General features: G+C 37.1%; 19 protein-coding genes. All 19 read left to right on the top strand.

Translation table 11 applies throughout. The features are described 5' to 3' along the window. Window position 1 precedes the first annotated feature (1 nt). The 19 genes from Q5O86_RS05685 (at window position 2) to Q5O86_RS05595 (ending at window position 23,013) form a co-directional block, all read left to right on the top strand. Entirely contained in the window at window positions 2-1,894 is a 1,893-nt protein-coding gene (locus tag Q5O86_RS05685; protein ID WP_302626176.1) for a fibronectin type III domain-containing protein, read from the top strand. Window positions 1,895-2,062: 168 nt separating this feature from the next. Continuing rightward, complete coding sequence (gene rpsO, locus Q5O86_RS05680) at window positions 2,063-2,329, top strand: 30S ribosomal protein S15 (RefSeq protein WP_302626175.1); 267 nt, start codon at window positions 2,063-2,065, stop codon at window positions 2,327-2,329. A gap of 288 nt (window positions 2,330-2,617) precedes the next feature. Beyond that, on the top strand, window positions 2,618-4,702 hold the full coding sequence (locus tag Q5O86_RS05675) for a polyribonucleotide nucleotidyltransferase (protein ID WP_302626174.1): 2,085 nt from the start codon (window positions 2,618-2,620) through the stop codon (window positions 4,700-4,702). A gap of 147 nt (window positions 4,703-4,849) precedes the next feature. Continuing rightward, on the top strand, window positions 4,850-5,824 hold the full coding sequence (locus Q5O86_RS05670) for an Ig-like domain-containing protein (RefSeq protein ID WP_302626173.1): 975 nt from the start codon (window positions 4,850-4,852) through the stop codon (window positions 5,822-5,824). 94 nt (window positions 5,825-5,918) lie between these two features. Continuing rightward, window positions 5,919-6,848, top strand: coding sequence for a cysteine synthase A (gene cysK, locus Q5O86_RS05665; protein WP_302626172.1), 930 nt, complete (start codon window positions 5,919-5,921; stop codon window positions 6,846-6,848). An 11-nt stretch (window positions 6,849-6,859) separates the two neighbouring features. Further along, window positions 6,860-7,072, top strand: coding sequence for a hypothetical protein (locus tag Q5O86_RS05660; RefSeq protein ID WP_302626171.1), 213 nt, complete (start codon window positions 6,860-6,862; stop codon window positions 7,070-7,072). A 35-nt stretch (window positions 7,073-7,107) separates the two neighbouring features. Further along, window positions 7,108-8,382, top strand: a complete 1,275-nt coding sequence (locus Q5O86_RS05655) for an O-acetylhomoserine aminocarboxypropyltransferase/cysteine synthase family protein (RefSeq protein ID WP_302626170.1) — start codon at window positions 7,108-7,110, stop codon at window positions 8,380-8,382. A 72-nt stretch (window positions 8,383-8,454) separates the two neighbouring features. Then, the gene (gene hisA, locus Q5O86_RS05650) at window positions 8,455-9,234 is read left to right on the top strand and encodes a phosphoribosylformimino-5-aminoimidazole carboxamide ribotide isomerase (protein ID WP_302626169.1); all 780 of its coding nucleotides are present in this window, start codon (window positions 8,455-8,457) and stop codon (window positions 9,232-9,234) included. Between the two features lie 75 nt (window positions 9,235-9,309). Beyond that, entirely contained in the window at window positions 9,310-9,969 is a 660-nt protein-coding gene (locus Q5O86_RS05645) for a ClpP family protease (protein ID WP_302626168.1), read from the top strand. Window positions 9,970-10,105: 136 nt separating this feature from the next. Beyond that, window positions 10,106-12,682 carry a DNA translocase FtsK gene (locus Q5O86_RS05640; protein ID WP_302626167.1) on the top strand — a complete coding sequence of 859 codons (2,577 nt, stop codon included), beginning with the start codon at window positions 10,106-10,108 and terminating at the stop codon, window positions 12,680-12,682. A 47-nt stretch (window positions 12,683-12,729) separates the two neighbouring features. After that, the gene (locus tag Q5O86_RS05635) at window positions 12,730-14,400 is read left to right on the top strand and encodes a formate--tetrahydrofolate ligase (RefSeq protein ID WP_302626166.1); all 1,671 of its coding nucleotides are present in this window, start codon (window positions 12,730-12,732) and stop codon (window positions 14,398-14,400) included. A gap of 27 nt (window positions 14,401-14,427) precedes the next feature. Beyond that, window positions 14,428-15,273, top strand: a complete 846-nt coding sequence (gene folD, locus Q5O86_RS05630; protein ID WP_302626165.1) for a bifunctional methylenetetrahydrofolate dehydrogenase/methenyltetrahydrofolate cyclohydrolase FolD — start codon at window positions 14,428-14,430, stop codon at window positions 15,271-15,273. Between the two features lie 86 nt (window positions 15,274-15,359). Next, on the top strand, window positions 15,360-17,591 hold the full coding sequence (gene priA / locus Q5O86_RS05625; RefSeq protein WP_302626164.1) for a primosomal protein N': 2,232 nt from the start codon (window positions 15,360-15,362) through the stop codon (window positions 17,589-17,591). Window positions 17,592-17,650: 59 nt separating this feature from the next. Next, entirely contained in the window at window positions 17,651-18,151 is a 501-nt protein-coding gene (gene def, locus Q5O86_RS05620; RefSeq protein ID WP_302626163.1) for a peptide deformylase, read from the top strand. 39 nt (window positions 18,152-18,190) lie between these two features. Further along, window positions 18,191-19,117, top strand: coding sequence for a methionyl-tRNA formyltransferase (gene fmt, locus Q5O86_RS05615; protein WP_302626162.1), 927 nt, complete (start codon window positions 18,191-18,193; stop codon window positions 19,115-19,117). Window positions 19,118-19,151: 34 nt separating this feature from the next. Continuing rightward, complete coding sequence (locus tag Q5O86_RS05610) at window positions 19,152-19,859, top strand: zinc metallopeptidase (protein WP_302626161.1); 708 nt, start codon at window positions 19,152-19,154, stop codon at window positions 19,857-19,859. Continuing rightward, entirely contained in the window at window positions 19,852-21,195 is a 1,344-nt protein-coding gene (gene rsmB, locus Q5O86_RS05605; protein WP_302626160.1) for a 16S rRNA (cytosine(967)-C(5))-methyltransferase RsmB, read from the top strand. The genes Q5O86_RS05610 and rsmB overlap by 8 nt, the downstream gene beginning before the upstream one ends. After that, a complete protein-coding gene (rlmN, locus tag Q5O86_RS05600) occupies window positions 21,192-22,265 on the top strand; it encodes a 23S rRNA (adenine(2503)-C(2))-methyltransferase RlmN (RefSeq protein ID WP_302626159.1) in 1,074 nt (357 codons plus the stop codon). The genes rsmB and rlmN overlap by 4 nt, the downstream gene beginning before the upstream one ends. Continuing rightward, window positions 22,258-23,013 carry a Stp1/IreP family PP2C-type Ser/Thr phosphatase gene (locus Q5O86_RS05595; RefSeq protein ID WP_302626158.1) on the top strand — a complete coding sequence of 252 codons (756 nt, stop codon included), beginning with the start codon at window positions 22,258-22,260 and terminating at the stop codon, window positions 23,011-23,013. Before rlmN ends, Q5O86_RS05595 begins: the two co-directional genes overlap by 8 nt. The last annotated feature ends 3 nt before the right edge of the window (window positions 23,014-23,016 follow it).

The raw sequence follows: 23,016 nt of genomic DNA, 5'->3' as shown, positions 1-23,016 counted from the left end.
TATGGGAAAACTTAAGAAAATGACAGCTTTATTTGTCGTATTTGCAGTATCAATGTCATCAGCCTCCAGTTTTGGGATAACTGCAAATGCATTTACAGTTCAGAGCCAGTATATCCAGTATAGAGAATGGTATTACATTGAAGAAATATCAGATACAGCCGTGGGCATACTTGAAGAAATTGCAATGACAGATAAGGAGATGCTGGATGATGTTATTGAACGTACATTCAACAATGACTTTGATGTAAAGTATTATATTGTGAAAACAGAAGGTACGGATGAATTATATGATAAGTATTGGAATAGTTATTGTGCTTCAAAGGGAGACTTTGATTTGAGAGTAAATACATTCGAAAAAAAGTATCGGGCAAAGAATGGTAATACATGTTATCATATAGTTGAAGTGAATGCTAGGCCGATGCACTCTCCTATGGACTGGAATGTCAGACGTGTTGAACGTTGGGATGAATACATGGATAAAGCGAAGCAGATAGAAGCGGACCTTGGTCTTAGTGCAGAGAATGGTAATCTCTGTGGTTATCAGAAAATGCAGCTTGTATATGGCTGGATAAAAGAGAATATCAAAGATGAGAACTTTGCAAGCGGAAGGATTCCAGTATCGGTATCACATGGGCAGGAACCAATAGAGGCAATCTTAGACGGTGGAGCGAAATGTGCAGGATATACCAGAACATTTAACAGATTTATGTATGATTTGAATATTGATAGTTATTATGTGAGTACAACTTCTCATGCATACAATTTAACAGCCCTTGATGGTTCTTATTACGCTATTGATTGTCAAAACTCAAATTTTAGGTGTTATGAAGGATATGAAGACTATAATAAAAATGGAAAGGTGATATGGTGGGCAGATGGTTTGTTTATCGGTTTGGGTGACAAAACATTTACAACATTAGAACAGATAAATGCTATTTGGTATTATTATCCAGGTATAATAAAGCCTATAGAATCAAGAGACACAACTAAGGGTCCCAAAGCAGAAATTACACTTCCAACCTGCACTAAAGATGGAACATTTCTTAAAGAAGGAAAAGAAGATGAACACTGCGACTACTGTGGCAAAATTCACCAGTTTACACTCCCTGCAAGTCACAGATATACTACAACAGAAGTTTCTTATCCTACCTGCAGTAAAGAAGGATACCGTATTAAAAAATGTACAGAATGTGGAGATACAGTCAAAGAAATTTTGAAAAAGACACGCCATAGTTATAAATTTTCAGCAAGGGAAAGCACTTACGAGGATGAGGGCGAGTTTATTATCAGCTGTGATGACTGTGGCGAAGTTTTTTATGATGAATACATGGATAAACTGACACTTCCGGAAACAACAACACCGGAGCCGACAACGGAAATACCTACAACAACAGAGCCGGTTACAGTACCGCAAACAACACCAGAGCCGACGACAAAAGCTGAGGAGCCAACGGAGGAAGAAACAGAACCGGAAACTACAACCGAAAAAACAGCCGATGAAACTACGACAACCGGAGCTGTTGTGATTCCGGAAACAACGCCAGAGACAACTAAAAAGACTACAGAAGAAACGACGAAACCGATTCGTGAAGAAACGACAGCCAAAAGTAAAAATACGGTGAAAGTCAAAAAGCCGGGAAAACCGAAAGTTACAGCTAAGAATAAAAAGGGAAAGAAAATCAAGATTAGTTGGAAAAAAATCGGTGGTGTAAAGAAGTACAGAGTCAAAGTTCTTAAGGGGAAAAAGGTTGTTTTGAGTAAGGTTCTCAAAAGCCGTAAACTCACTACAAAGAAGCTGAAGAAAGGTAAAACATATAAGATATATGTGCGTGCCTATAATGAAGCAGGATGGGGAAAGTGGTCCAAAGTAAAAAAAGTGAAGATTAAGAAATAAGTGGTTTTAGGCAGTAGGCAGTTATGACAGGAACAAAAAATAAATACTAGACATTTTTCAGATTATATTGTATATTAAGAAAGTATGTTTAAACCTACACTCAGTATTTGGAAACTCCAACCGATACTAAAGTGTAAGGGGATATTTAAAATTTAGGAGGAATCAAAAATGATAACAAAGGAAATCAAAGCTCAGTTAACAGCAGAATATGGTAAGACACCTACAGATACCGGTTCACCGGCAGTTCAGGTAGCTATCTTAACATATAGAATTAAGGAATTAACTGAACACTTAAAGGTTAACAAAAAAGACCATCATTCAAGAAGAGGACTTCTTAAGATGGTAGGTAAGAGAAGAGGTTTACTTGATTATATTAAGGAAAACAATCTTGACGAATACCGTGCATTAATTGAGAAATTAGGAATTCGTAAATAATAACTTTTATATGAAGAATGAAGAAGGTGTCCTGAAAGGGACACCTTCTTCATATGAGAGGATTATATTATAAAGCAAATATTGGCAGTATTGCTTTTTTTATGTAAATCAAGTATACTATTATAGATTATGTATAATTACACATAGTTGCAGAAGAACCATACCGAGACCACTGTAAAGGGCAGTAGCAAAAAGGTTATAGTTACTGGTTTTTCCAGTAGTTTCGGATTCTTCTGCGAAAGAATAAATAATAAGGAGAAGTTACTTATAGAGTAACGAGAGGAGATTATGTACAAGAGTTTTAGTATGGAGCTTGCAGGCAGAACTTTGACAGTTGATGTGGGAAGAGTTGCAAAGCAGGCAAATGGTGCAGCATTCATGCACTATGGAGACACAACAATATTATCTACAGCTACAGCTTCGGATAAACCGAGAGAAGGAATAGATTTCTTCCCGCTCTCAGTTGAGTTTGAAGAAAAAATGTACGCGGTAGGTAAAATACCGGGTGGTTTTAATAAGAGAGAGGGAAAGGCATCAGAGAATTCAGTCCTCACTGCGCGTGTAATTGACCGCCCAATGAGACCGTTATTTCCTAAAGATTATAGAAATGACGTTACATTAAACAATTTAGTAATGTCAGTAGACCCTGAATGCAGACCTGAAATCGTTGCAATGCTCGGTGCAGCAATTTCTACATGTATTTCAGATATTCCATTTGATGGTCCGTGTGCTATGACACAGATTGGATTGATTGACGGAGAGCTTATTGTAAATCCAAGTCAAAAACAGTGGAAAGAGGGAGATTTACAGCTGACTGTCGCTTCGACAAAAGAAAAAGTTATTATGATTGAAGCTGGTGCAAATATTATTCCGGAAGCTAAGATGATTGAAGCTATTTACATGGCACATGATGTCAACCAGACGATTATAGAATTTATTGAGCAGATTGTAGCAGAAGTTGGAAAAGAAAAGCATACTTATGAGAGTTGTGCAATTCCGGAAGAACTTTTTGAAGCTATTAAAGAAATTGTTCCGCCGGCAGATATGGAAGTAGCAGTTTTTACAGATGATAAACAGACAAGAGAAGAAAATATCAGACAGATAACAGAGAAGTTAGAGGAAGCTTTTGCTGAAAATGAGGAATGGCTTGCAGTTTTGGGAGAGGCAATTTATCAATATCAGAAAAAGACTGTTCGTAAGATGATTTTAAAAGACCACAAGCGTCCTGACGGTAGAGCGATTGACCAGATTAGACCTCTGGCAGCTGAAACAGATATAGTACCACGAGTACATGGTTCTGCTATGTTTACGAGGGGACAGACACAGATTTGTAATGTTTGTACATTAGCACCATTATCAGAAGCGCAGAGAATTGATGGGCTTGACGAGAATGAAACAACAAAGAGATATATGCATCATTACAATTTCCCATCATACTCAGTTGGAGAGACAAAACCATCAAGAGGACCGGGAAGAAGAGAAATTGGTCATGGCGCATTGGCAGAAAAGGCATTGATGCCGGTACTTCCAAGTGAAGCTGATTTTCCATATGCAATTAGAACTGTATCAGAAACATTTGAATCTAACGGTTCCACATCCATGGCTTCCACATGTTCATCATGTATGTCTTTAATGGCAGCTGGTGTACCGATTAAAGCTATGGTAGCCGGTATTTCGTGTGGTCTTGTTACAGGTGATACGGATGATGATTATGTATTGTTGACAGATATTCAGGGGTTAGAAGACTTCTTTGGAGACATGGACTTTAAAGTGACAGGTACAACAGAAGGTATTACAGCTATACAGATGGATATTAAGATTCACGGTCTCACAAGAGAGATTGTAGAGGGAGCTATTGCAAGAACAAGAGAAGCAAGACTTTTTATTATGGATACCTGTATGAAGCCTGCAATTGCTGAGCCAAGGAAGACAGTTAATGAATACGCTCCGAAGATTGAAATGATTCAGATTGATCCGGATAAAATTGGTGATGTTGTAGGAAAGAGTGGAAAAGTAATCAATGCCATTATTGAGGAAACAGGAGTTAAAATTGATATCACAGATGATGGTATGGTTTCTGTTTGTGGCGTAGATAAAGATATGATTGCAAAAGCTATCAAATATATTAAAACAATCGTTACAGATTTTGAAGAAGGAATGATTCTTGAAGGAATCGTTGTAAGTATCAAAGAATTTGGTGCATTTATCGAATTTGCTCCAGGCAAGGAAGGAATGGTTCATATTTCTAAGATTGCAAAAGAAAGAGTTGAGCATGTAGAAGACTTCCTAACACTTGGAGATAAGGTAAAATGTAAATGTCTTGGAAAAGATAAAATGGGCAGAATTAGTTTTTCTATTAAAGATGCGCAGTAAATTGTTTTAGTTACAAATAAAAAATAAGAGAGGACTATTGTAAAAAGCGATAGTCCTTTTTGCTGTTTATAGGACAAGCTATTGACGGATATAGATAGTATGTTAGAATTAATTGTAAAATACATTCCATAGAGGAGATAGGAAATTATGAAAAGATTGTATACAATAATAGCGGCAATGGTAGTAGCGGCGCTGATGAGCACAGGCATTACTTCAATTTCTGTTTGTGCATATGATTGGGATGATTCATATTGGGAGAATGATTGGGAAGATGATGACTGGGAAGATGACGATTTAGAAGATGAAGACGATTATGTAGAAATTTATGATAAAAACTTCAAATTATATGTTGGAGATAAAAAGGCAATTGATTATGATTATATGAGTCTGCTGAATCTGACATGGACGTCATCAAATCCTTCGGTTGCAACTGTGAATCAGAAAGGAAAGGTAACTGCACATAAGGCTGGTAAAGCTGTAATTACTGCAGCGTGTGGGAGTCATAAGGATTCTGTGACGGTTACGGTAAAGAAAAATGCAAATTATAAAACAATTGCGAAAAAAATGAAGAAATATGCAAAGAAGCATAAAGGATTCCAATTTAAAAGTGTTGATGCTGGAAAAAAATGTAGACTTTATGCTAGAAATTTAGTTGGCAGTAATGACACTAAAGTTGATACCGAAGGGTATGGATTTGTTGCAGAATATCGTTCATATCTGGAATTAACGAAAAAGAAGGGAAGGACACATCTTAAATTAATCTTGTTTGGAAATGTAACAGAACTTAGTATATATGATATATATTTGTATCCGGATGTGCTGCGGTTGAGTACCTCTAATAGAAAACTTAATTATAATCTCGAGACAATATCGACAAGTGATAAAGTGTATACATCGGGGGTTTATGAGGCAAAATGTAAATCGAGAGCAATAGTATCTTCAGATACAAAGATGAACATGACGAAATTGAAAAAATATAAAAAGATGCTTGGACAAAAGTCCTTTAAAGTCAAGTTTACATATTTAGATGGAGCATCTATTAGAATGTCTATTCATAAAAAAATACGAAAGAATTGGTTAAAATTAACTGATTATTATCAAAAGCTGTTAAAAGAATTTTAAAACATAATACTTGCTTAAAATAATGGTAATAGATATAATAAACAGGGCAAAGAGATGATATAATGTATTAGAACTTTAAATAAAAGGAAACAAAATGATTTATAACAATGTATTAGAATTTATTGGTCATACTCCGATGGTTAGACTAAACCATATGGTAGATGAAAACTCCGCTCAGGTGTTGGTAAAATTTGAGGGACTTAATGTTGGTGGTTCTATCAAAACAAGAACAGCTTTTGAAATGATTAAAGTGGCTGAGGCAGAAGGAAAAATCGGCAAGGATACAATTATAGTAGAGCCGACGAGTGGAAACCAGGGAATTGGTCTATCTTTAGTGGGTGCTGTAAGAGGATATAAAACTATTATTATTATGCCGGATTCGGTCAGTGAAGAGAGAAGAAAGCTTGTAAAACATTATGGAGCGGAAGTAATATTAGTTCATGATGATGGAGATATTGGAAAATGTATTGACGAGTGTTTACAGACAGCATTAAAGATGGCAAAAGATAACCCAAATATTTTTGTTCCACAACAATTTGAGAATCCAAATAACGTAAAGGCGCATAAACACCATACGGGATTAGAAATTATGGAACAGGTAGAAGGTCAAATTGATGGGTTTTGTTCGGGTATTGGTACAGGAGGAACAATTACGGGAATTGGAAGTGTTCTAAAAGCACAAAATCCTGAAATAGAAATCTGGGCAGTTGAGCCAGAAAATGCAGCCATTTTAGCCGGGGGGAATATAGGAACACATCTTCAGATGGGAATCGGGGATGGTATTATACCGGATATATTAGACCAGAAAATTTATGATAATATATACATAGTGACAGATGATGAGGCAATCAATACGGCAAAGGATTTGGCTAGAAAAGAGGGACTTATGTGTGGCATATCCAGTGGAACGAATGTAGCCGCAGCTTTAAAACTTGCCCAAAAGCTTGGAAAAGGAAAGACGGTTGTAACGGTATTGCCGGATACAGCAGAAAGGTATTTTTCAACACCGTTGTTTCAGGAATGAAGAGGAGTTATATGAAGGGACAAATAGATGAAAAAAAAATAAAAATAGGTTTGGCATGTAACAAGATTGCAACAGTTTTGTTCGTATTATTTTTTGTGGATGTATGTGTGATTCCTATTATGGAAATGACATTTTTCCTGATTTCTGTGGCTGTAATAGTTATTTTGTTTGCTGTTTGCTGTATTACAGCGCATATTTGTTTGAAAGATTATAAACAGGAATAAGACAAAATAAAAGAAAACGTGAGGAGGATTTTATAATGAAAAATAATAAAGGAACAATTTGTGTTCAGGGAGGTTGGAAACCGTCGAAAGGTGAATCCAGAGTGCTTCCAATTTATCAGAGTACAACATTTAAATATGATACGTCAGAACAGATGGGAAGGCTGTTTGATTTGGAGGATAGTGGATATTTTTATACGAGATTACAAAATCCAACCAATGATGCAGTGGCAGCCAAAATATGCGAATTAGAAGGCGGTGTGGCAGCAATGCTCACGTCGTCCGGTCAGGCGGCGAATTTTTACGCTGTATTTAATATATGTGAAGCGGGAGACCATTTTATATGCTCTTCTCATGTATATGGCGGAACTTTTAATTTATTTGGTGTGACAATGAAAAAAATGGGAATTGACGTAACATTTGTTGATCCTGATATTTCAGCGGAAGATTTAGAAAAAGAATTTAGGCCAAATACGAAATGTGTATTTGGTGAATCTGTTTCAAATCCATCATTGGTTGTGTTTGATTTTGAAAAGTTTGCCGATGCTGCACATTCACATGGAGTACCATTGATTGTTGATAATACATTTCCGACACCAATTAATTGCAGACCATTTGAGTTTGGGGCAGATATTGTAACACATTCTACTACAAAATATATGGATGGTCATGCAATGGCTGTAGGAGGAGCTATTGTAGACAGCGGAAGATTTGATTGGCTGTCCCACGCAGATAAATTTCCGGGAATGACACAGCCTGATGAATCTTATCATGGAATTGTATATGCAGAGAAGTTTGGAGAGAGTGGTTATATCACAAAGGCTACGGCACAGGTTATGAGAGATTTAGGCTCAATTCCATCGCCGACAAACTCATTTCTTTTAAATGTGGGGCTTGAGACGTTACATTTAAGAATGCCAAGACATTGTGAAAATGCTTTAAAAGTTGCAGAATGGTTAAAGAATAATGATAAGGTTGCATGGGTAAACTACCCGGGGCTTGAAGGTGATAAGTATTATGAGAGAGCTAAAAAGTATATGCCGAATGGAACTTGTGGTGTAATGACTTTTGGAATCAAGGGAGGACGTGAAGCATCTATTAAATTTATGGATAACCTTAAATTTGTGGCTATCGTAACACATGTTGCGGATGCGCGTTCCAGTGTATTACATCCGGCAAGTCATACTCACAGACAGATGACAGATGAGCAGTTACTTGCAGCGGGAGTACAGCCCGACTTAATTCGGTTTTCTGTTGGAATAGAAGATGCGGAGGATATAATTGCTGATTTAGAACAGGCATTAAATGCATAAGTATAAGCGTACCTGTTTTGTATAGGTACGCTTTCTTTATAGTATTAGAGTGTTAGACAGGGAGAAGTTTTCATGAACAGAAAATCGAAATTCAGACCATGCATAGATATACATAATGGAAAGGTAAAACAGTTAGTAGGAAGCAGCTTGAGAGACGAAGACGATAGTGCAGATGAAAATTTTGTCTCTCAAAAGGGAGCGGAATATTTTGCCCGGTTGTATAAAAAAGATAATCTAAAGGGTGGGCATATCATTATTTTAAATAATAAGGATTCAGAATATTACGAGACAACAAGACAACAGGCTGTTTTGGCATTGAAGGCATATCCGTACGGCATGCAGATTGGCGGAGGAGTGAATGCGGAGAATGCAAAAGAATATATTGATGCCGGAGCATCGCATGTCATTGTGACGTCCTTTGTCTTTAGGAATGGAAAAATTGATTATAAAAGGTTGGAACAGCTGGTAAAAGCAGTGGGAAAAGAACATATTGTATTAGACTTGAGCTGCAGAAAGAAAGGTGATGAATACTATATTGTCACTGACAGATGGCAGAAATTTACCGAAGAAAAGGTGAATGAAAAGACCTTGGCACTGTTGTCAAAATATTGTGATGAATTTTTGGTACATGGTGTTGATGTGGAAGGAAAATCGGGAGGTATGGAAGAAGAGCTTGTGAAGATTCTTGCATCATGGAGTGAAATTCCAATTACATATGCCGGTGGGATTTCTACAAAACAGCAAATCGAACGGTTTCATAAGATTTCAGAAGGAAAATTGAATTATACTATAGGAAGTGCATTGGATTTGTTTGGCGGAAATTTAAAATATGATGATATAAAAAATTATTAAAAGAATAAAATCCCCTGATATTGGAACAATATTATTTAGCAAGATAATAAAAGAACGATATGGGGGACTTTTTATATGGATGAAATAAAAGAATATGGTCAGACAGATTTAGATAATAATAAGAAGCATAAAAAAATACACTTATTAAGCATTATTGGAGAAATCGAGGGACACGAGAATGTGGCATCAGGTACAAAGGCTACAAAGTACGAGCATGTTTTACCACAATTGGCGCAGGTAGAAGATGACTGTGAGACGGAAGGACTTTTGGTGATTATTAATACTGTAGGTGGGGACGTGGAGTGTGGTCTTGCGATTGCAGAAATGATAGCGAGTCTTAGTAAGCCAACAGTATCTCTGGTATTAGGTGGAAGTCATTCGATTGGAGTACCTTTAGCGGTATCTACCAACCATTCTTTTATTGTGGAAACCGGAACAATGGTTGTCCATCCGGTAAGGATGAACGGAATGTTTATAGGTGTTCCTCAGACATATGAATATTTTAAAAAAATTCAGGAACGTATTAATTGGTTTGTTGTTCATCATTGTGATATTAAAGAAAGCAGGTTCACGGAACTGATGATGGAGACAGAAGTGATGACAAAGGATGTAGGGAGTATCTTAATTGGTAAGCAGGCAGTGAAGGAAGGCATTATTGATGAAATAGGGGGTCTAAAAGAGGCAATGAAAAAATTATATGAACTGATAGATGAGGACAATAAAAAGAGCAAATAACTTGAATAGTATGACAAAAAATAGTAAAATATCATAGATTATGTATTTCAGAGAAAGACAGACAGAAATGTGGTTAAATTGTTTTTCTAATCTATATGTCTGTCGATACATAAAATGAATCAGTGGGAGTAATAAATTGGCCGATACAAAGAAAAAAAGTAATGGCAAAAAAAAGAATAGCAGTGCCAAAAGAGGCGCTGAGACAAGAAAGAGAAATGCTGAGAAAGCGGTACGTCATAAGAAGATAGTAACAGAGGTTTATTTGTGGATATCTATTGCTGTGGCTTTATTTTTGTTTTTAAGCAATTTTGGAATATGTGGTATTGTCGGTAATGCTTTAAAATCAGTAATGTTGGGAAGTTTCGGATGGCTTGGATTTATTTTTCCGATTGTTCTGGCTTTGACAGTAGGATTGATTACATATAATACGATGAATACAACGGTTGTATCAAAAATTGCAGCATTGCTTGTAGTATTTATTGACTTGTGTTTGTTTTTCCATTTGCTCGGATATGGTGATGCAGATATAAAGATATTAAAATACTATGAATATGGTGTTGAAGGAAAGTTTGGCGGCGGGATTGTAGGCGGAGCAATTGGCGGTATGTTACACTCGTTGCTTGGATTAACAGGTACTTATATAATTACTATAGTAATATTGATAATTTGTGTTGTAGTATTGACAGAAAAATCAATTATATCAGCAATCAAAAAAAGAGGGCATAGCGCATATAAGACTGCGAAAGAAGATACAAAAGTCAGAAGAGAAATAAATGCGATTGAGCGGGAAAAAAGAAAAGCTGAAAAGAAACAGGAAAAGCAGAAAAAAATAGGTGTTGATTTTGGTGATATAGCCGTTGGCTCGAAACAAAGTAATTCTGTAGGAAAAAGAGATAATAATCAGGAAGTGCATGAGATACATATTGATGGTATAGATGATACCAGCGATTTGGATGAGATGCCGCTTGATAGGGAGATTGTCTATACATATGAAGAAAATAATGGAAATAAGCAGGTTAAAATTGATGGTTTAGATAAACCGGAAAAACCATTGGCAGACGAGCATGCCGTTGATGGTGAATTTACGCCAAAAGAAAGGGTGATTGTCAGCGAAGAAGCAAAGAAGACAATGAAAAGAAAACCTTTTGGTATGTCTGACAATTCAGCTGATACTGCTTCGACAAACTCGGCTGAAGGAATGTCAAAACAACAGGAGAAGGCACCATCTGAAGGAAAAATTATTGCACCGGCAAAAAAGAAAATGAAGTATAAAAAACCGTCTTATAGTTTGCTGATGAATAATCCGGGAAGTCAAAGCGGGGTGACAAAGGCATCACTGATGCAGACAGCAAATAAATTAAAGCAGGTGCTTGCAAATTTTGGTGTAAAAGTAGAAGTCACGAATGTCAGCAAAGGTCCTTCTGTTACAAGATATGAGTTACAACCTGAAATGGGAACAAAAGTGAGTCGCATCACCGGACTTGCTGATGATATTAAGTTAAATATGGCAGCAGCAGATATAAGAATCGAAGCTCCAATTCCGGGCAAGGCGGCAGTTGGTATAGAAATACCGAACGAGGGTAGAGACACGGTTTATCTGAAAGAATTGCTGATGTCTAAAGAATTAAAAGAACATAAGTCAAAGCTGGCATTTCCGGCAGGAAAAGATATCGCAGGCAGAGTAGTTGTGGCAGATATTGCAAAAATGCCTCATATGTTGATAGCGGGTACGACAGGTTCAGGTAAGTCGGTATTTACAAACTCTATTCTAATGAGTATATTGTATAGGACAACGCCTGATGAAGTAAGGCTGATTGTAATTGACCCAAAAGTTGTAGAATTTCAGGTATATAATAAGATACCACATCTGTTATATGATGTAGTCACAGACCCTAAAAAGGCTGCGGGAATTTTAAACTGGGCAGTGGCAGAAATGACTACAAGATATAAAAAGTTTGCAAATATAGGTGCAAGAGATATCGGCGGATATAATGCAAAGGTGGAAAGCGGTGACTTTTCGGAGAGTGAGCCATTAGAAAAAATGCCGCAGATTTTGATTGTAATTGATGAGTTGGCAGATCTTATGATGGTGGCGGCAAAGGAAGTTGAGGAGGCTATTTGCCGATTGGCACAGTTGGCAAGAGCCGCAGGGATTCATATGGTTATTGCCACCCAGAGACCTTCCGTAGATGTTATTACAGGGTTGATTAAGGCAAATATACCATCCAGAGTAGCATTGACAGTTGCGTCAGGAACAGATTCCCGTACAATTATAGATATGAATGGAGCAGAAAAACTTTTGGGAAATGGTGATATGCTATTCTATCCGGCGGGATATGTGAAACCGGTTCGTGTTCAGAGTGCTTATGTTTCGGATAAGGAAATATTTGATACGGTAGAATATATTAAGAATCACAGTGGCGAAGCAGAATATGATGAAACGATAGATGCAAAACTCACAACAGACCAGGAGGCAATGTCAACTGGGGACAGCGACAAAGACCCTTTATTTGTGGAAGCGGGAAGATTGTGCATTGAAAAGCAAAAGGGTTCTACAAGCATGATTCAAAGACAGTTTCGAGTCGGTTTTAACAGGGCGGCAAGAATTATGGAACAATTGTACGAAGCCGGTGTTGTCGGACAGGAAGAACAAAACAAACCGAGAAAAGTTATTATGTCAATAGAAGAGTTTGAACAACTCGTTGAATCATAAAATGATAAAGAAAGCTAAAAAATTTCTTAAAATGAGAGGAGAGGCAAATGAAGAGTGATATTGAAATTGCACAGGAGGCAGTTATGCTTCCGATTAAAGAGGTTGCAGAAAAAATTGGGCTAAAGGAAGATGATATTGAGCTATATGGTAAATATAAGGCTAAAATCTCAAACGAATATTATAACACTATCAAAGAAAATGAAGATGGCAAATTAATTCTTGTGACAGCAATTAACCCGACGCCGGCAGGAGAGGGGAAGACAACAGTCACAGTCGGACTTGGCGAGGCCTTCGGACAATTAGGTAAGAAAGCTATAATAGCTTTGAGAGAGCCATCTCTCGGTCCATGTTTTGGTATCAAAGGCGGTGCGGCAGGAGGCGGATACGCTCAGGTTGTGCCTATGGAAGATTTAAACCTTCATTTTACAGGTGATTTTCATGCAATCACATCGGCAAATAATCTTTTGGCTGCAATGCTGGATAATGCAATACAACAGGGAAATGAATTGAATATCGACCCAAATCAGGTTGTATGGAAACGATGTGTAGATATCAACGACAGAGTTTTAAGAAATATCGTAGTAGGTCTTGGCCGCAAGGTAGACGGTGTTGTGAGAGAAGACCATTTTGTCATTACAGTTGCATCTGAGATTATGGCAATTTTATGTCTTGCTACGGATTATGCGGATTTAAAAGAAAGACTCGGACGAATTATCGTGGCATATACTTATGACGGAAAGCCGGTTACTGCGAAAGATGTCAAGGCTGTAGGTTCTATGGCGGTTCTTTTAAAAGATGCGATGAAACCAAACCTGATTCAGACATTAGAACATACTCCCGCACTCGTACATGGCGGACCGTTTGCAAATATTGCGCATGGATGTAATTCCGTTAAGGCTACAAAAACGGCTCTTAAGATGGCTGATTATGTTATCACAGAGGCAGGGTTCGGCGCTGATTTAGGAGCAGAAAAATTCCTTGATATTAAATGTAGAAAAGCCGGATTAAAGCCGGACTGTGTTGTTTTAGTTGCTACCGTCAGAGCGTTAAAATACAATGGTGGAGTTTCGAAAGAACAGTTGTCAGAAGAAAATGTGGAAGCATTGGCAAAAGGTATTGTGAACCTTGAAAAACATATTGAAAATTTGCAGCAGTTTGGTGTGCCTGTTGTAGTTACGCTAAACCAGTTTATTACTGATACAGAGGCTGAATATGAATATATCAAGAATTTCTGCGAGGAGCGTGGATGTGAATTTGCACTTGCAGAAGTTTGGGCAAAAGGCGGAAAAGGTGGCGTGGCACTTGCAGAAAAAGTAATTGAGACAATTAATACAAAGCCATCTAATTATGCACCATTATATCCGGATGATATGCCGATTAAAGAAAAGATTGAAACAGTTGCAAAGAAAATATATGGAGCAGACGGTGTCACATACTCTCCGGAAGCAGAAAAGGCGATTGCCAATATTGAAAATTTAGGATATGGAGATTATCCGGTATGTATGGCAAAGACACAGTATTCTCTGTCAGATGATAAGGATAAGTTAGGTCGTCCATCCGGATTTACAATTAATATTCGAGAAGTATATATTTCAGCGGGTGCAGGTTTTGTTGTCGCTATCACAGGAAGTATTATGACGATGCCCGGACTGTCAAAGAAACCGGCAGCATTTGGAATTGATTTGACAGATGATGGACAAATTCAGGGACTGTTTTAAGATAATAAATTTTGAGAGGAATGACAAATGGCAAAGATTATTGATGGTAAGGCTATTTCTACGGAAATTAAAAACGAATTAAAGGAAAAAGTTGCGGCATACAAAGCGCAGGGAATCGAAATTACCCTGGCAGTGGTTAAGGTGGGAAATGACCCGGCATCTGCTGTATATGTAAGAAATAAGGAGAAGGCATGTGAATATGTAGGGATTACATCGAGAACACTGGCACTTCCGGAAGAGACTACCGAACAAGAACTGCTAAAAGTAGTAGAAGAATTAAATGCGGATAGTGCAGTGAATGGCATTTTAGTACAGCTTCCACTTCCAAAACATATAGATGAGAGTAAAATTCTGCTTGCCATAGACAGTAATAAAGATGTCGATGGATTTCATCCGGTAAATGTAGGTAAGATGGTGATTGGTGAGGATACATTTCTACCATGTACACCTGCGGGAATTATTGAGATGATTAAAAGAAGTGATATTGGCATAGAGGGAAAAGAGTGTGTTGTCATAGGCAGAAGTAATATTGTAGGAAAACCAATGTCAATGCTTATGTTAAGAGAAAATGCTACTGTAACGATAACGCATTCGAGAACAAAAGATTTAAAAGAAGTGACAAAAAAGGCAGATATTCTTGTGGCAGCAATCGGCAAAGCAAAATTTGTGACGGCCGATTATGTAAAAGAGGGTGCTGTTGTCATTGATGTAGGAATGGATAGAGACGAAAATGGAAAGCTTTGCGGAGATGTCGATTTTGCATCTGTAGAGCCGAAGGCAAGCGCTATCACACCTGTTCCGGGTGGAGTAGGACCTATGACAGTAACTATGCTTTTGGTAAATTGTCTTAGAAGCGTAGAGTTAAATAAATAGTTTGAGACGCGAATCGCAATGGGTCTGTCTTTAGATAGACCCATTCATGTGCTTTAAGAGAAAATATAAACGAAAGGAAGACAGAAATGAAATTTGCAAATATTATAGTTGATATTTCCCATGAAAAACTGGACCGTCCTTTTGGTTATATTATTCCGCCGGAGTTAGAGAGTGAGATTTCTGTTGGAACAGCAGTTATGGTACCGTTTGGAAAAGGAAACCGGCAAATAAAGGGATACGTCATTGAAACTACAAATAAGCCATCCTTTGATATTAGTAAAATGAAACAAATTTCTTCGGTTGCTGCAGGTGCTGTTGAAGTGGAGAGTATGCTGATAAATCTGGCATGGTGGATGAAAGAAAATTATGGTTCTACCATGAATCAGGCACTCAAAACAGTAATACCGGTAAAAAAGAAAGTGAAAAATAAGGAAAGTAAGACAGTTGTTCTAAATCTGACACCAAAAGTATTAGATTTAAAAAAAGAACAGTATTGTAAAAAACATGCGACAGCCCGAATAAGATTACTGGATGAGTTGACGGTAAATAAAAGTATTCCTAAAAAGATAGTGGTAGAGAAGTTGAATATTTCTGATAGTACATTAAAAGCTATGGAGCAACAGGGGGATATTGTGATTCAAACAGATATCCGTTATAGAAATCCAATTACGTTAGAAAAACAGCCTGAATACGATATTGTGTTAAATGAACAGCAGAAAAAAGTTTCTGAGGATATAAAAAAAACAATGGATTTCATTCCACAAAAAATTCCTAATATTCATTTGATTCACGGTATCACAGGGAGTGGAAAGACCGAAGTTTATCTGGATTTGATTGAATATACAATAAATCATGGGAAGTCGGTGATTGTGCTGATTCCGGAAATTGCGTTGACATATCAGACGGTTATGAGGTTTACAAGACGTTTTAAGGAAAAAGTTTCCATTGTAAATTCCAGGCTTTCAGCAGGGGAAAAGTACGATCAGTTTGAGCGGGCAAAAAATGGTGAAATCAGTATTATGATAGGACCTAGAACAGCTTTATTTACACCGTTTAAAAACTTAGGGCTTATTATAATAGATGAAGAGCATGAGAGCGCATATAAAAGTGAATCGGTTCCAAAATATCATGCAATAGAAGTGGCACAGAAGCGTGGGGCTGATACGGGGGCAGCTATTGTGCTGGGCTCGGCAACACCATCTTTAGAGTCCTATTATAGAGCAAAAAATGGAGTTTATAAATTACACGAGTTGACAATGAGAGAAAAGGGGAATTTGCCTCACGTTTCTATTGTTGATTTGAGAGAAGAATTAAAAAAAGATAATAAATCAATTTTCAGCATTGAATTACAGAATTTAATAAGAGAGCGTCTGGAAAAAAGGCAGCAGATTATGCTGTTTATCAATCGAAGAGGATATGCAGGTTTTGTTTCCTGCAGAGACTGTGGGGATGCCATCAAATGTCCTCACTGTGATGTGACATTAAAATTGCATAAAAATAAGATGTTGGTGTGTCACTATTGTGGGCATATGGAGAGTCTTCCACATTTATGTCCGGGTTGCGGTTCGAAAAATATCAGTGGTTTTGGTATTGGAACTCAACAGATTGAGATGACAGTAAAAAAGATGTTTCCTACGGCGAGAGTTCTTCGGATGGATGCAGATACGACTTCGGCTAAAGGAAGCCATAATGAAATTCTGGCAGCATTTGCGAATCATAAGGCAGACATACTTGTTGGCACACAGATGATTGTAAAGGGACATGATTTCCCGGAGGTCACTCTTGTTGGGGTGCTGGCGGCAGATATGTCATTATATGCTTCTGATTACACAGCGGCGGAGCGGACGTTTCAGCTCTTATGTCAGGCAGCGGGGAGAGCAGGAAGAGGAAAAAATCCGGGGAATGTTGTGATTCAGACATATGTGCCGGACAATTACAGTATAGAGGCAGCGGCTCGTCAGGATTATAAAGAGTTTTATGGAGAGGAAATTGCCTATCGGAAACTAATGGCATATCCCCCTGTTTCTAATATGACATCTATCTTTTTGCAGGGCAAAAATCAAAAAGAATTAAATCCGGCAACACAGTATTTAATAGAAGAAATTAAAAAACAAAAAAGCACAATATATAATGAACTTTTCGTAATCGGACCCACGGAGCCACCTGTGGCAAAGGTGAATGATGTATATAGAAAAATAATATATCTAAAAAGTAATAATCGTCATCATCTGGTGGATTTAAAAAATTATTTGGAAGATGTAATAAATTGTTCACAATATTTCAAAAATGTCAGTGTACAATTTGATTTTAAAGTATAAAAAGATGTAAAAGATAATAATATATATTTACAAATTAGGAAAAATAAAGGAGAGAGATTATGGCATTAAGAAACATAAGAGAGTTAGGTGAGCCGTGTTTAAGGAAAATATGTAAGCCGGTAAAGGATGTAAATCTAAGAACAAAAATACTTATTGGGGATATGTTTGATACAATGTATGATGCAAATGGAGTTGGCCTGGCCGCTCCCCAGGTTGGAATTTTAAAAAGAATTTTTGTGATTGATTGTGGAGATGAGGAAGGAAATTCTGCTCCCTATGTTTTTATCAATCCTGAAATAATAGATAGAGACGGTGTACAGGCTGATTATGAGGGCTGTTTAAGTGTTCCGGGAAAATCCGGAATGGTGACGAGAGCTAACTGGGTTAAAGTGCGGGCATTGAACGAAAAAATGGAAGAATTTGAATTAGAGGCAGAAGGGTTGCTTGCCAGATGTATTCTCCATGAAAATGACCATCTGGATGGTGTTGTATATGTAGATAAAGTTGATGGAAAGCTTTATAATAATGAGGAATTATTCGGAGAAGAGGAACAGGAATAAATTCTTACGAAATATTAATAATTTTAGGTGGTGAATTGTATGAGAGTGGTATTTATGGGAACTCCGGATTTTTCGGTTCCGGCATTAGAGTGCATAGCGAAAGAACATGAAGTTGTGGCTGTAATTACACAGCAGGACCGTCCAAAGGGCAGAGGGCATAAAATGCAGTTTACACCTGTCAAAGAAAAAGCATTAGAATTAGGGATACCGGTTTATCAGCCACAGAAAGTAAAGGAAGCAGAATTTGTCAGTGTTTTGAGAGAAATAAACCCAGATGTTATTGTTGTTATCGCATTTGGACAGATACTCTCCAAAGATATCCTAGAGTTGCCGAGATATGGATGTATTAATGTACATGCCTCATTACTTCCTAAATATCGTGGAGCAGCGCCAATACAGTGGGCTGTGATTGATGGTGAAAAGCGCTCAGGAGTTACTACAATGTATATGGCCGAAGGGCTTGATACCGGAGATATGATAGACAAAGCGGTTGTAGAACTGGAAAAAGAAGAAACGGGCGGAAGTCTCTTTGACAAATTGGCTGTGAAAGGCGGAAGATTAATCTTAGAGACGCTAAAAAAAATAGAAGAGGGAACCGCAGTGAGAATGCCGCAGGACGAGACATTATCCACATATGCCGGGAAAATTACTAAAGAATTGGGAAAAATAGATTTTAAAAAGCCGGCAATCGAAATAGAAAGATTGATAAGAGGATTAAATCCGTGGCCAAGTGCTTATACTATTATGGACGGTAAGACGCTTAAAATCTGGAAGGCAGAAGTGGAAAATGGAAAAGTGAGTGAGATACCTGGGCAGATTATTTCGGTATCGAAAGATGGAATAAAAGTAGCTACCGGAGACAATTACTTATGTCTGAAAGAAATTCAGCTTGAGGGAAAGAAAAGAATGGATGTTTCAGATTTTTTAAATGGTTACAGTGTAAAGTCAGATAAACTTGGAGAATAGCATTTATTGATTTAGAAAAGGAGAAGATTTCGTTATGTTATATGGATTTTATTATGACCCCACATACATTTTAATCATTATAGGTATGATTATATGTCTGGCGGCATCAGCTCATGTAAATTCTACATTTAGAAAATATTCAAAATATAAAAGCAATTCAGGGATGACAGGCGCTCAGGCGGCGGCAAGAATATTGGAATCCCAGGGAATATATGATGTGCAAATCAGACATATTTCGGGAGATTTGACAGATAATTACAATCCGTCTAATAAGGTTTTGAGTTTATCAGATGCAACATATAATAGCACCAGTGTTGCTGCTATCGGCGTAGCAGCACATGAATGTGGTCACGCAATGCAGCATCATAAGGGATATGCGCCAATTTCTGTGCGAAATGCTCTTGTTCCTTTTGCGAACTGGGGCTCAAGATTATCATGGTTATTGATTATTATTGGAATTATTTTTTATGGACAGGGAACGGGACAGATGATGATAAACATTGGTATTATCGCATTTTCGTTGGCGGTTTTGTTTCAACTTGTAACTTTACCTGTAGAGTTTAATGCTTCGAATCGTGCGATAAGAGTGTTAGAGAATACAGGCATATTTGGAAGAGATGAATTAAAATATACAAAAAAAGTTTTAGGAGCAGCGGCGATGACATATGTTGCGGCAGCGGCCTCTTCCATTTTGCAATTATTAAGACTTGTCATATTATTTGGAGGAAGAAGGGATGACTAAACAGACCTCATCTCAAATAAATTTGAGAAATCTTGTTTTATCTATGTTGGAAGACGTGCAAAGTGGAAAAAAGAGTCATCTGGTGTTAAACAAGTATTTGAATGATTATATTACCCTTGATAAAAAGATGAGAGCATTTATTACCAGATTGTTTCAGGGAACATTAGAACGGCAAATAGAAATAGATTATATTATCAATTCTTTTTCTAATACTCCTGTAAAAAAGATGAAACCCGTAATTTGTAATATACTTAGATTATCAGTTTATCAGCTAAAATATATGGAATCGGTGCCTGCATCTGCTGTATGTAATGAAGCTGTGAAGCTGGCGGTAAAAAGAAAATTTTCGGGTCTTAAGGGATTTGTCAACGGGGTTTTAAGAAATATTATAAGGAATATGGATTCTCTGAAATATCCGGATGAGGAAAAAGAAAACTTATCTATAAAATACTCTATGCCAAAGTGGATTATTGAATTATGGGACAAACAGTATGGATTAGAGAAAACAAATGCGATGTTAAACTCTGTTTATAGAGAAAAAACAACGACAATACGATGTAATACTTCGAAAGCCGGTATGGATGAGATTATATCAAATTTGGAATCGAGTGATATCAAAGTAACACAGAGTCTGTTATATGATAAAGCACTTAATATCAGTGGATATGATAATCTGAGTCAGTTGGATATTTTTAAGAGTGGAATAGTTACTGTTCAGGATTTAAGTTCTATGATAGCCGGTCTTGCGGCAAATCCCGGGAAGGGAGATTATATTATAGATGTATGTGCGGCACCGGGTGGAAAGAGTATGCATATGGCTGAGCTTATGGAAGGAACAGGTTGTGTTGAAGCAAGAGACCTGACGGAATATAAAGTAGAATTAATACGGGAGAATATAGCCCGGATTGGGTGCAAAAATGTGAAAGCCGAGATAAGTGATGCAACAGTTTTTGATAAGAGTTCTGAGGAAAAAGCCGATATTGTAATGGCAGACCTTCCCTGTTCCGGACTAGGTGTAATGAATAAAAAAAGTGATATCAAATATAATGTTTCTATGACACAAATAAGAGAATTGGTACAATTACAACGGGAGATATTATCTGTAGTTTACCGGTATGTAAAACCGGGAGGAACACTTATTTTCAGTACCTGTACCGTAAATAAGTTTGAAAATAATGAGAATGTAAAATGGATTGAAGAAAATTTACCATTCAAATTAAAATCTTTAAAAGGACTTATTCCAAAGGAGCTTGGTGGAGAAAAGGGATATATACAAATTTATCTGGGAGAATATGATATGGATGGTTTTTTCATATCGGCATTTGAGAGAATATGAGTGAATTAAAAGATATAAAATCATATAATTTAGAAGAATTAAAAGAAGAGCTTATGCAGATGGGTGAGAAGGCCTTTCGGGCAGGGCAGATATATAGATGGTTACATATTGAAAAAGTTAATTGTTTTGATGAAATGACAAATATTTCAAAGGAATTAAGAAAAAAATTGTCTGACAGTTATGAGATAAAGGTGATAGAACCGGTAAAAATTTTAATTTCTAAAATAGACGGAACCAGGAAATATGTATCAAAAATAGCAGGGGGGTCTGTCATAGAAAGTGTCCTGATGAAATATCATCATGGAAATTCAGTATGTATATCTACACAGTCAGGATGCAGGATGGGATGTAAATTCTGTGCTTCTACCTTGAATGGATTGGATAGAAATCTTACGGCATCAGAAATGTTAGAACAAGTATATGAAATTGAAAAAGATGTGAATGAGAAAGTATCTAATATTGTTTTAATGGGTAGTGGAGAACCGTTAGATAATTTTGATAATGTGATAAAATTTATTGAATTGATTTCAGATAAGAATGGAGAAAATATCAGCCAGAGAAATATTACATTATCTACATGCGGTCTTGTTCCCAAAATCCGACAATTGGCAGATAGAAAAGTTCAGATTACATTGGCATTATCACTGCACGCGTCAGATGATGATACGAGAAAAGAATTGATGCCTATTGCGTATCAATATTCAATCAATGAAATCTTAGAAGCATGTAAGTATTATTTTGAGAAGACAGGCAGACGCATCACATTTGAATATAGTTTAGTAGCAGGAGTAAATGATACTGTGGAAGAAGCGGAGAAACTTTCAAATCTTGTTAAAGAAATCAACTGTCATATAAATCTGATTCCTGTGAATCCAATTCGAGAGAGAACATTGACACAGCCGAATAAATATGCAGTGCAGCGATTTAAATCAATACTTGAAAAAAATAAAATTAATGCTACCATTAGAAGAGAGATGGGCAGAGATATTAACGGGGCATGCGGTCAATTGAGAAATGAGATAGTGTCCGGCGGCAAAGAGGAGATAGGAAAGGAGGAACTGAATGACTAATATTACAATCAGCGCATTTGGAAAAACAGATGTGGGATTAATGAGAACGATTAATCAGGACAGTATTTTTGTGTCTACAGAACCGGTTGGAAAGCTTCCTAATCTTTTTATCGTTGCAGACGGGATGGGGGGACATAAGGCTGGAGATGTGGCATCGAGAGCTGCCATTGAAAAGTTTGTAAAGTATGTATGTGCAACGCATATGTCAGACCCGGCGAATATTTTAGATGCAGGTATCATTTCAATTAATAAAGAGATATATGATATGGCAAATTCCAATAAAGATTACAGTGGGATGGGAACTACGTTTGTGGCATGTACACTGATAGACAACCATGTTTATATTTCGAATGTAGGAGATAGCAGGTTATATCTGATTGGAAGGGATATCAGACAGATAACAAGAGACCATTCTCTGGTAGAGGACATGGTGAGAATGGGAATGATAGACAGGGGAGAGGCGAGAACCCATTATAAAAAAAATGTGATTACAAAGGCCATAGGTGTAGCAGATGATAAAACATCAACGCCAGATATTTTTGAAATTGAAATCGAGGATGGAGAGGTATTGCTTCTTTGTTCCGATGGACTCACGAATATGGTAGAAGATTATGATATAAAAAAAATCATTAAGAGCAATGAAGGAATTGAAGATGCAGTCCGTGAACTGATTCGACAGGCAAATGAAAACGGAGGAAAAGATAATATATCAGCAATTGTGGTAAAACCTGAGATTGGCGAGGAGTAGAGC

It is taken from the genome of uncultured Eubacterium sp. (assembly GCF_937958975.1).
In the GTDB taxonomy this organism is placed as follows: Bacteria; Bacillota; Clostridia; order Lachnospirales; family Lachnospiraceae; genus Eubacterium_G.
The sequence above is the reverse complement of the archived record's forward strand: the minus strand, read 5'-3'. Positions and strand labels throughout refer to the sequence as shown.

Bases quoted from the DNA above. Each gene is read 5' to 3' on its own strand.
- Q5O86_RS05685 (WP_302626176.1), top strand. From the start codon at position 2: ATGGGAAAACTTAAGAAAATGACAGCTTTATTTGTCGTATTTGCAGTA.
- rpsO (WP_302626175.1), top strand. From the start codon at position 2,063: ATGATAACAAAGGAAATCAAAGCTCAGTTAACAGCAGAATATGGTAAG.
- Q5O86_RS05675 (WP_302626174.1), top strand. From the start codon at position 2,618: ATGTACAAGAGTTTTAGTATGGAGCTTGCAGGCAGAACTTTGACAGTT.
- Q5O86_RS05670 (WP_302626173.1), top strand. From the start codon at position 4,850: ATGAAAAGATTGTATACAATAATAGCGGCAATGGTAGTAGCGGCGCTG.
- cysK (WP_302626172.1), top strand. From the start codon at position 5,919: ATGATTTATAACAATGTATTAGAATTTATTGGTCATACTCCGATGGTT.
- Q5O86_RS05660 (WP_302626171.1), top strand. From the start codon at position 6,860: ATGAAGGGACAAATAGATGAAAAAAAAATAAAAATAGGTTTGGCATGT.
- Q5O86_RS05655 (WP_302626170.1), top strand. From the start codon at position 7,108: ATGAAAAATAATAAAGGAACAATTTGTGTTCAGGGAGGTTGGAAACCG.
- hisA (WP_302626169.1), top strand. From the start codon at position 8,455: ATGAACAGAAAATCGAAATTCAGACCATGCATAGATATACATAATGGA.
- Q5O86_RS05645 (WP_302626168.1), top strand. From the start codon at position 9,310: ATGGATGAAATAAAAGAATATGGTCAGACAGATTTAGATAATAATAAG.
- Q5O86_RS05635 (WP_302626166.1), top strand. From the start codon at position 12,730: ATGAAGAGTGATATTGAAATTGCACAGGAGGCAGTTATGCTTCCGATT.
- folD (WP_302626165.1), top strand. From the start codon at position 14,428: ATGGCAAAGATTATTGATGGTAAGGCTATTTCTACGGAAATTAAAAAC.
- priA (WP_302626164.1), top strand. From the start codon at position 15,360: ATGAAATTTGCAAATATTATAGTTGATATTTCCCATGAAAAACTGGAC.
- def (WP_302626163.1), top strand. From the start codon at position 17,651: ATGGCATTAAGAAACATAAGAGAGTTAGGTGAGCCGTGTTTAAGGAAA.
- fmt (WP_302626162.1), top strand. From the start codon at position 18,191: ATGAGAGTGGTATTTATGGGAACTCCGGATTTTTCGGTTCCGGCATTA.
- Q5O86_RS05610 (WP_302626161.1), top strand. From the start codon at position 19,152: ATGTTATATGGATTTTATTATGACCCCACATACATTTTAATCATTATA.
- rsmB (WP_302626160.1), top strand. From the start codon at position 19,852: ATGACTAAACAGACCTCATCTCAAATAAATTTGAGAAATCTTGTTTTA.
- rlmN (WP_302626159.1), top strand. From the start codon at position 21,192: ATGAGTGAATTAAAAGATATAAAATCATATAATTTAGAAGAATTAAAA.
- Q5O86_RS05595 (WP_302626158.1), top strand. From the start codon at position 22,258: ATGACTAATATTACAATCAGCGCATTTGGAAAAACAGATGTGGGATTA.